General features: G+C 29.8%; 11 protein-coding genes. All 11 read right to left on the bottom strand.

The annotated features are described in order from the left end of the window. Positions 1 to 1,068: 1,068 nt before the first annotated feature. The gene (locus tag EIY84_RS02015) at positions 1,069 to 2,235 is read right to left on the bottom strand and encodes an aminotransferase class I/II-fold pyridoxal phosphate-dependent enzyme (protein WP_124639991.1); all 1,167 of its coding nucleotides are present in this window, start codon (positions 2,233 to 2,235) and stop codon (positions 1,069 to 1,071) included. 62 nt (positions 2,236 to 2,297) lie between these two features. Beyond that, positions 2,298 to 2,990, bottom strand: a complete 693-nt coding sequence (locus tag EIY84_RS02020; protein ID WP_124639993.1) for a NeuD/PglB/VioB family sugar acetyltransferase — start codon at positions 2,988 to 2,990, stop codon at positions 2,298 to 2,300. Further along, on the bottom strand, positions 2,977 to 3,582 hold the full coding sequence (locus EIY84_RS02025) for a sugar transferase (RefSeq protein WP_124639995.1): 606 nt from the start codon (positions 3,580 to 3,582) through the stop codon (positions 2,977 to 2,979). Before EIY84_RS02025 ends, EIY84_RS02020 begins: the two co-directional genes overlap by 14 nt. A 10-nt stretch (positions 3,583 to 3,592) precedes the next feature. Further along, on the bottom strand, positions 3,593 to 4,603 hold the full coding sequence (locus EIY84_RS02030) for a sugar-transfer associated ATP-grasp domain-containing protein (RefSeq protein ID WP_124639997.1): 1,011 nt from the start codon (positions 4,601 to 4,603) through the stop codon (positions 3,593 to 3,595). A 4-nt stretch (positions 4,604 to 4,607) separates the two neighbouring features. After that, positions 4,608 to 5,678, bottom strand: a complete 1,071-nt coding sequence (locus EIY84_RS02035) for a glycosyltransferase (protein WP_124639999.1) — start codon at positions 5,676 to 5,678, stop codon at positions 4,608 to 4,610. Beyond that, positions 5,675 to 6,799 (bottom strand): glycosyltransferase family 4 protein, encoded by a 1,125-nt coding sequence (locus EIY84_RS02040; protein ID WP_124640001.1) that lies wholly within the window; start codon positions 6,797 to 6,799, stop codon positions 5,675 to 5,677. Before EIY84_RS02040 ends, EIY84_RS02035 begins: the two co-directional genes overlap by 4 nt. After that, on the bottom strand, positions 6,792 to 7,664 hold the full coding sequence (locus tag EIY84_RS02045) for a glycosyltransferase family 2 protein (protein WP_124640003.1): 873 nt from the start codon (positions 7,662 to 7,664) through the stop codon (positions 6,792 to 6,794). The genes EIY84_RS02040 and EIY84_RS02045 overlap by 8 nt, the downstream gene beginning before the upstream one ends. Position 7,665: 1 nt before the next feature. Continuing rightward, positions 7,666 to 8,802, bottom strand: a complete 1,137-nt coding sequence (locus tag EIY84_RS02050; protein ID WP_124640005.1) for a glycosyltransferase — start codon at positions 8,800 to 8,802, stop codon at positions 7,666 to 7,668. Further along, positions 8,799 to 9,923 carry a hypothetical protein gene (locus EIY84_RS02055; protein ID WP_124640007.1) on the bottom strand — a complete coding sequence of 375 codons (1,125 nt, stop codon included), beginning with the start codon at positions 9,921 to 9,923 and terminating at the stop codon, positions 8,799 to 8,801. The genes EIY84_RS02050 and EIY84_RS02055 overlap by 4 nt, the downstream gene beginning before the upstream one ends. 6 nt (positions 9,924 to 9,929) lie before the next feature. Then, positions 9,930 to 11,015: a polysaccharide (de)acetylase gene (locus EIY84_RS02060; RefSeq protein ID WP_124640010.1), complete on the bottom strand. Its 1,086-nt coding sequence runs from the start codon at positions 11,013 to 11,015 to the stop codon at positions 9,930 to 9,932. Positions 11,016 to 11,018: 3 nt separating this feature from the next. Continuing rightward, positions 11,019 to 12,110 carry a glycosyltransferase family protein gene (locus EIY84_RS02065; RefSeq protein ID WP_124640013.1) on the bottom strand — a complete coding sequence of 364 codons (1,092 nt, stop codon included), beginning with the start codon at positions 12,108 to 12,110 and terminating at the stop codon, positions 11,019 to 11,021.

A 12,110-nucleotide genomic window follows, 5' to 3' on the forward strand; every position in this document is an offset into this window, starting at 1 on the left:
AAAATGAAGGTAAAAAGGCTAAAATTGATGAACTCGAGCCCTCGCTACGCCCCTCGCCTTCTCAAACAGAATCAATTTTTTAACGCCTTTTTATCTTCATTTTTTAACGCCACGAAAATGAGGTCGACTCCATTGGATGGTTGATGGTGTTTGGTATTTTGTTTCTAGTTGAGGTTGGTGGTTATTTATATGTTCTTTTCCTTGATGAAAAGAACCAAAAATCAAGACTGCATTTTCCTTGGCTAAAATGAAGGTAAAAAGGCTAAAATTGATGAACTCGAGCCCCCGCTTTACCCCTCGCCTTCTCAAACAGAATCAATTTTTTAACGCCTTTTTATCTTCATTTTTTAACGCCACGAAAATGAGGTCGACTCCATTGGGGGTTGTTGGTGTTTGGTTTTTAGTGTTTTGTTTTTAGTGTTTTGTTTTTAGTGTTTGGTGTCTAGTTGAGGGTTGGTGGTAAGTGGTTTGTTTATTTGTTCTTTTCCTTGATGAAAAGAACCAAAAATCAAGACTGCATTTTCTTTGGCTAAAATGAAGGTAAAAAGGCTAAAATTGATGAACTCGAGCCCTCGCTTTACCCCTCGCCTTCTCAAACAGAATCAATTTTTTAACGCCTTTTTATCTTCATTTTTTAACGCCACGAAAATGAGGCCGACTCCATTGGATGGTTGATGGTGTTTGGTTTTTAGTGTTTGGTGTCTAGTTGAGGGTTGGTGGTAAGTGGTTTGCTTATTTGTTCTTTTCCTTGATGAAAAGAACCAAAAATCAAGACTGCATTTTCTTTGGCTAAAATAAAGTTAAAAAGGCTAAAATTGATGAACTCGAGCCCTCGCTTTACCCCTCGCCTTCTCAAACAGAATCAATTTTTAACGCCTTTTTATCTTCATTTTTTAACGCCACGAAAATGAGGTCGACTCCATTGGATGGTTGATGGTGTTTGGTGTTTTGGTGTTTGGAGTTGGGTTGGAAGTGTTACTAAGAATGGGAAGATTGCATGAACAGTAAAAATTATTAAAATAAAAACCTCCTAAGGTTTCAAATCTTAGGAGGTTTACTGTAGGTTTTTTATCCGAATACTTTTTGTACCACTGCTGCTATGCGTACTCTGTCTTCATCCGTAAGGTTGGATCCCGATGGCAGGCACAATCCGTCGTCGAACAATTCTTCGGCTACTTTTCTGCCGTAATACGGACTGTCCGCAAAAACCGGTTGCAAATGCATGGGTTTCCACAAAGGTCTGGACTCAATGTTGTCTTCCAAGAATGCTAATCTCAAGTCTTCTCGGGTTTTCCCCGCAATTTCAGGATTGATGAGAATGGCGGACAACCAATGGTTGGAGAAATAGTTGTCGGTTGTTGGTTGATGGTTGTCGGTTTCAGACAGATTGGGTTCTGTGAAGACGGTAACTCCTTTGATATCTTTAAAAAGTTCTTGGTAAAAGGCATTCATCTTTCTTCTTGCTGCTACTCTATCGTTTAGAACTTCCATTTGTCCACGACCGATACCGGCAGAAATGTTGGACATTCTGTAGTTGTAGCCGATGTGTGAATGTTGGTAATGCGGCGCATTGTCTCGGGCTTGTGTGGAGAGAAAAACCGCTTGGTCTTTGTCCGCCTGAGTTTGGCACACCAAGGCACCGCCACCGGAAGTGGTAATGATTTTATTCCCGTTGAAGGAGAGCACTCCGAACTTACCGAAAGTACCGCAAGCCTTGCCTTTGTAGGTGGAGCCTAGAGCTTCGGCAGCATCTTCTATCAATGGAATGTTATATTTTTCGGCAACGGCAGTTACCTCATCAACTTTGAAAGGCATACCGTACAAATGCACAGCGACTATGGCTTTGGGCGTTTTTCCTTGGGCTATTCTGTCTTTTATTGCCTCTTCCAGAGCGATGGGACAGAGGTTCCAGGTTTCTTTTTCTGAATCTACAAAGACCGGCGTTGCCCCCAGATAAGCGATGGGATTGGCAGAAGCCGAGAAAGTCATGGATTGGCAGATGACCTCGTCACCGTGGGAAACGCCGCACTCGATAAGGGCAAGGTGGAGGGCAGCTGTACCGGCAGATAAAGCCGCTACTTTAACATCGGTTTTCAAGAATTTTTCCAAATCCTCTTCCAGTCCGTTCACATTTGGACCAAGTGGAGCCACCCAGTTTTCATCAAAAGCTTCGTGGATGTATTTCAGTTCATTTCCGCCCATGTGTGGGGAAGAAAGCCAAATTTTTGAGTTCATTTGTTATGTTTTTAGTTAAATCAAATTTAGCATTTTACATTCTTCCGAATCAATAAAACACCCTATTTATTTTCACATTTTTCTATCTCAATCACAGGTTCATTATATTTAATAATTTTACCAGGATTCCCCACTACAACCGCATAATCTGGCACATCTCTAATAATTACAGATCCTGCACCAATGGTACAATATTTACCTATAGTATGTCCTTGTGTAGAACAGCAACCAATCCCTAAAAAAGATCCCCTATCTACTCTCGTAAATCCGGCTATATTAACACCTGGAGATAATGTTGAGAATTTATTTATACAACAATTATGTCCAATAGAAACATTCATATTAATTGTAGTAAAATCACCTACCTCTGTTTCATAGTTTATACTTACTCCAGGATATATTATATTTCCTTGACCTATTTTAACTTTTTTACTAATCCAGGTATTATTATGAATAAAATTTGGGAAAAATATATTTGAAGTATTTGATATAGAATTATAAATCTTTTGTTTAATTATCGGATTTGCTATAGAAATTACAATACCTAAGCGTTCATATCTAGATGTAAATTTAGGTAAGTCATTTACAGTTCCTACTACTTTTATTCCCCAAAACTCTTTCCCTATTTTAGAAATATCATCATCTAAAATACCAATCACTTCATTGGAGCTACTAAATTGATCTATATTATTAATTATAAATCCTCCTACATTACCCCCTCCTATTATTAGAATTTTTTCTTTAATTTTTTCCATTAAAAGCTTCAGTTGTTACATGACCTTCTTTACTAATACCTTCTCTAATAAAAACTTTTTTAATTGTTAGAAAAAATATTTTTAAATCCAACATTAGACTAATATTATTTACATAATAAACATCTAATTCAAACTTTTTAGTCCATGAAATAGCATTACGACCATTAACTTGTGCCCAGCCTGTAATACCAGGGCGAACATGATGTCTTGTTTTTTGTACCTCGCTATATAGAGGTAAATAATATGTACGTAAAGGACGAGGCCCGATAATGGCCATATCCCCTTTCAAAACATTAATTAGTTGTGGAATTTCATCTAAGGATGTTTTACGAACAAACGAACCAATTGGTGTTAAACGATCGGCATCTGGTAAAAGTTTTCCATCAGCATCTTTTTTATCATTCATCGTTTTGAACTTAATGATATAAAATATTTTATCATTTAATCCTGGACGTTCTTGAAAAAAGAATGGTTTACCTTGATTTGCAAAATACAATCCGATTGTAACCACAATAAAAATAGGAGATAAACAAATTAATCCTACTAATGCTATTATAAAATCGAATAACCGTTTAAGATAGTTTTTATACATTTCAATTCGTTTACTTGTACTTCTCTAAAATATCTTTCATTCCTTTTTTAACAGGTAACTGCCATAAAGCTTTACACCAATTATGATTTCCTTCAATGAAATCTATTCCATCATTTGTGATTGCGATATCCCAACCAACTCCTCTATTTTGAGGATGTGCTAAAGCTATTTTTTCTGTTAATTCGACTACTTTATCCCACATTGGAATTTGAAAACCGATTAAAGAAATATTTGTAATTGGGTGATGTGTTTCGTCTTGCTTTGTAATATCGCTATAAATACCCGGTCCGTTTATTTTACCAGTTTCTATATCTATTGGACAAGCAATGTTTCCAGAAGCTAAATTATCTACATGGCTATTTACACTAATTCTTAAACGCGCACCAATAAAATCTACTCCACCTTGATTATTAATTATGGTAAACATACGTACTGTATTTAATCCTGTAGCTGAAATTTTATTAATTTCATCATGTTGTTGGATAAAAGCTTCGGCCATATCGTAACCTTTAGATTGCATATATGTAGCAAGATTATCTAACGTGTAATCTGATGTTTTAACAATTTCCACATCATATCCACATTGTCCTAAAGAATCTTTAAGCACCATTTTACCTGTTTTATTGTCTAAAACAGCTTTGGCTTCATCATTTTTATTTTTTATATCTTGTAGTTTACAAAAAGGATGAAAAATAAATTCTTTATAAGCGTCATAAAACTCTAACTTGTTTTCAAGAATTGAACGGGTTTCTTTTGGGTTTGTTTTTAAATCGAATTCGTATTTATATCCAGTTCCAACCCATTTAGATCTTTCCTCTTCATTTTTTTCAAAAAAACGAAAGATAAAATAGTCCATTATTCCTACATTATATTTATATGTAGAATTAATCATATCTAAAATGATATTAAATTTTGATTTCCCTGTTAATTTACAAGTGTAATTTAAGAACTTCGAAAATTTATTATAATCTAGTTCTTTTAAATAATAAAGAAAATATTTTGTTCTATTTATTGCCTGCATTGTATTAAATTTTAATTGCTTTAGAAAAAGCTTCTAAAGTTTTGTTTAAGTTTAATCTTTCTCTTATTTCTAATGATTTCTTACTGAAAAAGCTTCTCTCTTCATCATTATTAATTAACCTACTTAAAGCCATAGCCATTTCATCTACACCATCTACTGGAACTTTAATTCCGTTAGCGTTATTAATAATAAAATCTTCATCACCTCTCCATGGCATACAATCTGTAACAATACAAGGTAATCCAAGTGACATTACTTCTAGAAGAGCCATAGGGAAATTCTCTGTTTTAGAAGGCATAACATAAATTTTAGCCGTACTTAAGAAATCTGCTATGTTTTTTTGATTTCCAAGAAAAACCACTTTTTCTGTAATATTTAATTTTTCTACCAATTTAATAAGTTCAGCTTTTAAAGGTCCATCTCCTAAAAAATGTAATTCCCAATCCTTATTATCCGATTTTGCAAAAGCTTTAATTAATATATCTTGACCTTTTTCTGATGATAAACGCCCCATTGAGATAATAATATTTTTAGATTCTATTTTTTCATTCTTATCTAAAAATAAAACTGGATTTTCTACAATAGTAATTTTCTTCGCTTGCGGTACTTTTTTATTAATTACTTCTTTTGCAGCTTCTGATAAAACTAATATATTATCTGCTTTTTTATAAGCAATTTTATCTGCAAAAGCATAAGGTGATTGTTTTTTTCTTAGTGGATTTGAATGATCGAAAAAATACACCTTTTTAGTCCCCGTATTTACTGAAGCAAAATAAGAAAATGATGTAATCCACTCTCCATTCACAACTAAACGATCAAACTTATATTCTTTAAATACTTTACGTAAAAAAAGAAATGTGTTAATCGTATAAGATATTTTATTCCCTACACTCCTTATACTATCATTTTCAATTATTTTAATTTTAGAACTTACTTCGAATAATGGAATTATCTTATGTAAAACAATTATATAAACATCATTATTTGTATTCTCCGCTATAAGGTTTGCGTAAGTTGTTGCCACTCTTGCTATTCCACCATCTTGTAAACTATTTAAAACAAAACCTATTTTCATCTTTTTATGTATTTATTGTAAATAGTTATCATCGAATTTAAAGAATTTTTAATTTCAAATTCTTGAGCTTTAATATAGGCTGCTTCTCCCATTTTCAATCGTAAATTTTCATCTTGATATAACAGATTTACATATTCTATAAACTCTTCTAAGTTTCCTTGCTGAAACATGTAACCATTTTCTCCTTGAACAACCATTTCTTTATGCCCTCTATCATAACTAGCGATAATAGGAACTTTACAAAACATTTCTTCAGTCAACCCTAGACCTAACCCCTCATGTTTACTTGATGAGATTCCAATATCAGCAATAGCACTTAATAAATGTACATCTTTTCTAAAACCAAGAAATTTGATTGAACTATCAACTTCAAGTTCTTTAGATAATTGTTTCATTTTATCCAACAACTCTCCTTTACCTGCAAATAATACTTGTAAATTAGGTATAGTTTTCTGAAGTGATTGAATTGAACGAATTACAAACTCATGATTTTTTCGTGGAATAAATTCTGCTACATAAAGTAATACAAATTTATCTGGATCTAATCCTAGCTCTATTCGCTTTTCACTCTTTTCTTCTTTATTTAAAGGTTTAAAACGTGATGAATCTACTCCAATTCCTTTTATATGGTATGAATCCTTATGCAACATTTTATTATTTACATAACCATAATCTTCTTTATTTATAGTAATAATTGCATCGGTAAATTTACTTAAAGCATATTCAGCACTATAATACATTAACCAACGAGAAAGAGGAGCTCCTTTATAAAAATGGAACCCATGAGCAGTATATAGAACTTTTGCACCTTTTGCTCTTGCAGTTCTTGCAGCTAACCGAGTTAGCATGCTTGGAATTGGGGTATGGCAGTGTATAATATTATAGTTCCCGTTATCAATAATTTTTTTAAGTGATTTATAATTAGACAATAGTTTTTTGTTTGTTATAGATCTTGGAAAATCTAAACAAAAAGTATTTGCAACACCCTCAAATTTTATATTCCCTCTATTTTCTACTACAATATCTACTTGTACTCCATTATCTACCAACCACTTTAAATATGGTTTATGAAAAGTAGCCAAATGAATATCGCTTGTAGCTATATACAATAACTTATTCATAATCTTTCTTTAAAGTTTTCAAATTAGTTGAAAATTTTTCTTTCTCATATATTTCAGCTTCTAAACCTCTGCTTTTTATTAATTCCCTATGATTTACAAAAAATATTTTAATATTAATATAAAACCATTTCATAATTGATAAAATAAATATTTTAAAACCTGAGAACGGATAATCATATAAGATATACATACCTCTTAGAGCTTCACTTAAATAGCCATCTAATATTTTTTTTGAATTAACTGATGTAAATTCTGAATAATAATATAAAATTTCATTAGTTACATAATACTTATTATTATTAATATATCTTGTAAAATAGTCAGTGTCTTCAGCGTATTTTAATTTACTATTATACTTTATTGTTTTAGCTTTAGGTAATCTAATCATTGAAGGAGCTCTTGCAGGATAAAAATGCATTGAAATTTTATACATTTCAGGTCCAATTTTTTTATTTCCTTTTACAGTAATTAAATCAAAATTATCATCATAACATCCCATTCCACAACTTACTAAATCAACCTGAGGATAATCATTAAATATTTGAAGCTGTTTTTTCAACTTTTCTACATGATAAAAATCATCAGCATCTAAAAATGTTAGATATTCACCTTCAACTAAATCCAAAGCAATCTGTCTAGCTTTTGAACGTCCTTGATTCATTTCCAAATGAATAATAATAAATCTAGAATCATCTAAATTATCTAATATATCTTTTGTAGAATCTGTTGATCCATCATTTATAATATAACATTTCCAGTTTTTATAAGATTGTAACTTTAATGACTCTAAAGCTAGTAAAATTGTCTTTTCACCATTAAACACAGGCATAATAACTGATACTAATGGATTATTATTTTTAACCATGTTATTTATTTAAAAGATTATCTATTTGTAATAAAATTTTTGATTCATCATAATCATATACTCGGTTAGTTGCATTTTTTACATAATAATCTCTCAGTTTTTGACTATTTATCATTTTTTCAATTTTATTAGATAAATCTTCAACAGTATGATCTGATAATAAAGCATATTCTCCATTATCAGAAATTTCAATAGCACCACTATTACGAGTAGAAACAATTGGTATCTTTAATATCATTGCTTCTATTAAAACTGTAGGTAAAGCTTCTGAAGAAGAGGATAAAATAAATATATCACTTGATTTCAAATAAGGATAAGGGTTAGCTACAAATCCATTAAGCTTTATATAATCACTTAAACCTTTACTATTAATTTGATTTTGAAGATCATTCTTTAAAGGTCCATCTCCAAAGATTTGTAATTCTAAATTATTTATTTTTGAAATTAATATATGAATAGCATCTATTAATTTTCTAAACTCTTTAACTTCTACTAATCTTCCTATTGCGATTAATTTAACATGCTTTTTATCGTTTACAATATCGTTTACAATTACATTTGACTTTTCTAAAATAGAGTTCGAATCAAATATATTAGATATAATTACTCTATTAGAAACATCACCGAATAATTGTTCAAATTCAAGCTTAGATTGTTTACTTACAAAAACTATATTGTCTAATATATTATATCTATTTTTAACTAGTTTTTTATTATATTCTTTTTTATAAACATTTTCTAATCCTTTTTGACTTTTATAACATGAATGTACCCAAGTAATTTTCTTTTTTAATCTGTTATTTAACATCAATAACACATCTGTTAATAAACCATCTGAAAAACAAATACCAACATCATATTCATTTTTAATTTTATGTAAAGCTATTCTCTTTAATAAAAAAGATATTCTAAGTTTTCTTTGTAGAAAAGTAAATACTCTTGCTAAAAATGAGTTATTAAATATACTTATAACTTTAACACCTTTTGGGACCTCAGTTAAATATTCACCATAATAACCAAATAAACATATGGTTATATCATATTTATTATAATCTATCTTTTTTAAAAGATTTATTAAAACTCTTTCTGCTCCACCAATAGACAAAGATGGTATTAAAAATAAAATCCGTTTTCTCATAAATCAACCATATTTATAAGTATGCCTAGTTCGTTTGTTGACTTAAAAACGACATCTGGATGTAACCTTTTAACTTCCGTTATTAAGTTTTTTAATAACATTAAGTTATTCTTTCTATTGTCTTCGTTAAGACTACCCATAAAGTTTAAACGGTGCATTGATATTACTGCTGGTTTATTCCATTTAAACGCTACATTAATCCTCTTTAACGCATCTGCCACCCAATTAAATTTTGGATTTAAACTAGGTTCAAAAAATACATTTCGTGTAATGTAAGTTTGGTTTAATCTATTTTGTTTTCCAAAAAGATTAATTTTTTTTCTATAAAAATCATCCTTTGGTATATTTTGTACAATTACACCTTGAATATATTTTACATTATTTTCACTTAATCGTTCTTCTATATTATCATTCCAAATATATCGAGGAGCAATAAAAGATTCAGATTTAAAACCAAAAAATTTTTCAAACATTAAAGTTGCTTCATCTATAGATTGGAGCATCTGATGCTCGTCGTTCATATTTCTATAATGATAAGCCGAAAGAAAACTTTGTTTATTGGTTGAAAACAATTTTGTAGGATGGCCGTAAACCTCATTATCAAATGCAAAAAGTGTTTCTTTATCCCCTTCTTTTAATTTATCTAACCATAAATTAACTTGTAGATGTTCTCTTCCATGCAATTGAGGTATAAACAAATTATTATTTTTTCCTTGTAAAAAAGTATTAAATGTATCTTGATTGTTTAATCGTTTATAAGTCGCTGTAAAATCTTCGTAAAAATACTTTTGATAATTAGAGGATTTAATTTTTTCAAAATCAGGGTTAGCAACAATTGTATTCGCTGTAATTTTTAAAGGATTATTATTTTTATCTCTCAAAGAAAATAACAAATCATAAATAGCTTCTAAATCATTATTTGTTTCGAGATTATCAAATCTATTGTATGGACATTTATCAACTGATATTCCATTATTTAATAAATTAGTATAAGCTTGACTTGAGGACATACGAATGCTACCCCAATCATCAGATTCTATGACAAGAACTTTTTGATTAATTTTTTTGCCAAGAATATTTTGAGCATTAATTGATGCGTTATTTATAACACTTTTTATCATAAAATATTATTTAAAAACATCTCTAATTGGTACAAATTCTACATCGGGCCATTTAGAAACAATCGCATCTAACAATTCTTTTAAGTTTTTCAATCCTTTATCTCGGTTCGAAACATCTTTACTTCCTACAAAGTTTACACGATGCGAACTAATAATTGCAGGTTTATTATATTTAAAAGCAACTGCAATTGCATTTAAAGCATTAGTAACAGCATTAGGACCATCATTTGGTTCAAACATTACATTTCGTGTGATGTATTTTTGACCTAAATTATTTGTTTGACCTAAATAATGGAATTTTTTTGATTTAGCTCCAGTATAATTTGGCATCATACGAGATCGTGCCATATCAATATATTTAATACCTACAGAATTTAAATCACTATGCATATCATCATGATGAATTAAAGCAGAAGGTGTAAATAATACAGAACGATAACCAAACAATTTTTCAAATAAATCTAATCCATCTTTTGTTATACTATTTAATTCGTCTATATGATTCTGTTCAATTAAATCATAAGCAGCCATATAATCATAATTTTGCTTAATCTTAGGATTAACCCCAATTGAATTATGATTAAAAGCTTTTAAAATATTTTCATCTTTATTTCTCAAATAGTTCATCCAAAAACGTACATTTAAATGTTCACGTCCATGAAATTCAGGTACAAATATTCCTTCTTGTATTCCTTGTTTCCAAAGGTTTTTTATCTCATTACCATCTTCTCTTTTATCCAGTGTTTGATAAAAATTTTCGTAAAAGTAACTTTTAAAACCACTTTCTTTAATTGCTTTAAAATCAGGATTAGCTACCACAGTTACTGGTGTAAAAATTGCTGCGTGCCCATTTTTATCTTTTACTGATTTTAGAACTTTAAAAAGCATTTCAAGATCTTCCTTAGAAGCTATGTCATCAAATTTATTAAAACGATTATCTGCAACTGTATTGTCATTTTTTTCTAATTCTGCTAAAGCTTCAGAAGAAGCAATACGAATTGTTCCATAATCATCTACTAAAAAAGCAACTAACTTTCTGTTCGTTTTATATCCTTGAAAATTTATAATAAAATCTTTAATTGACTTAAGCATAGTTTATTTTTTTATTAGATTAACAAATTGATTTGCAACATTTTTTATATCAAAACGATCTAAATCATTTATATTAAGTTGATTAATAAAATTATAATCCAGAAATTCATTGACTAATTTTTCATCAACATTTCCTTTTTTAACATTTAAGATTGGACGATCAGCAATTTTATAATCAATTAATTTACTTGGTGATTGAACTGTTTCAGCATTATCTATATTTACCAAAAAGTCGGCTTTAGAAAGCTCTAGCATTAACTCTTCTCTAGGTATATAATCTCTAATTTCAATTTTACTTCCTAATGTTTTTAAATAAGGTTCAATTAATCCGGTTGTATTTGTGTAAATAATAAATTTAAAATCTTTATTTACTTTTGTTAAATATTCTAAAAAAGGTTGTGGATCTCTATATCCTGGAATAAAACCACCTGCATAAATAAAAGTTGGGACCTCATTTTTTTGATACTCGGATTTGTTAATATTAAAATCAAATCCTTGAGGAATGATATTCATTTTATGATGAAATTCTGCAAAATAACCTTTTTTACCTTCTTCAATCGGAATTGTGATTTTATCCATTTTAGAAAAAACCCATTTTTCAACAAATTTAAAATGGAATAGTTTTTTAAATGAATCTGAAGTATCGCCGTAATAAGGATCACCACAATCTGCTATCCAAGTTTTAGCAATGTTTTTCCAATCAGAAGCAGCAACTCCCCAATGAATTGGATAAGGAACTGCAATACTTATAAGCGCATCATATTGTTTATTTTCCTTGTTAATATAATCCTTAACTAAACCAGTTAATTCAACCGCTGGGTATTCAGCAACTAACTGCATAGTTCTTCTTAATCCCCTTTTTATTTTAGATGAAATTCCACCCCCTTGAATAGAAATTTCTTTCCATTTTAAATCAGGTAAATATTTAAATTCTACATTAAATTCTTTGGAAAACTCTGCATGTTTAGAATTATGTAATGTAACTACTGTTACTTCATTTCCTTGACGAACTAATTCTTTTGCTAATTCTGTAGCTCGAAATGATCGAGGATTAATTAAAGGAAAAAAATGAGATGATATTAATAGTATTTTCAT

This window comes from Amniculibacterium aquaticum (assembly GCF_003852705.1).
GTDB lineage: Bacteria > Bacteroidota > Bacteroidia > Flavobacteriales > Weeksellaceae > Amniculibacterium > Amniculibacterium aquaticum.

Excerpts from the sequence above, each read along its gene's own strand:
- EIY84_RS02020 (WP_124639993.1), bottom strand. The coding sequence starts at position 2,990 with ATGGAAAAAATTAAAGAAAAAATTCTAATAATAGGAGGGGGTAATGTA.
- EIY84_RS02040 (WP_124640001.1), bottom strand. The coding sequence starts at position 6,799 with ATGAATAAGTTATTGTATATAGCTACAAGCGATATTCATTTGGCTACT.
- EIY84_RS02015 (WP_124639991.1), bottom strand. The coding sequence starts at position 2,235 with ATGAACTCAAAAATTTGGCTTTCTTCCCCACACATGGGCGGAAATGAA.
- EIY84_RS02055 (WP_124640007.1), bottom strand. The coding sequence starts at position 9,923 with ATGATAAAAAGTGTTATAAATAACGCATCAATTAATGCTCAAAATATT.
- EIY84_RS02035 (WP_124639999.1), bottom strand. The coding sequence starts at position 5,678 with ATGAAAATAGGTTTTGTTTTAAATAGTTTACAAGATGGTGGAATAGCA.
- EIY84_RS02065 (WP_124640013.1), bottom strand. The coding sequence starts at position 12,110 with ATGAAAATACTATTAATATCATCTCATTTTTTTCCTTTAATTAATCCT.
- EIY84_RS02025 (WP_124639995.1), bottom strand. The coding sequence starts at position 3,582 with ATGTATAAAAACTATCTTAAACGGTTATTCGATTTTATAATAGCATTA.
- EIY84_RS02030 (WP_124639997.1), bottom strand. The coding sequence starts at position 4,603 with ATGCAGGCAATAAATAGAACAAAATATTTTCTTTATTATTTAAAAGAA.
- EIY84_RS02050 (WP_124640005.1), bottom strand. The coding sequence starts at position 8,802 with ATGAGAAAACGGATTTTATTTTTAATACCATCTTTGTCTATTGGTGGA.
- EIY84_RS02045 (WP_124640003.1), bottom strand. The coding sequence starts at position 7,664 with ATGGTTAAAAATAATAATCCATTAGTATCAGTTATTATGCCTGTGTTT.
- EIY84_RS02060 (WP_124640010.1), bottom strand. The coding sequence starts at position 11,015 with ATGCTTAAGTCAATTAAAGATTTTATTATAAATTTTCAAGGATATAAA.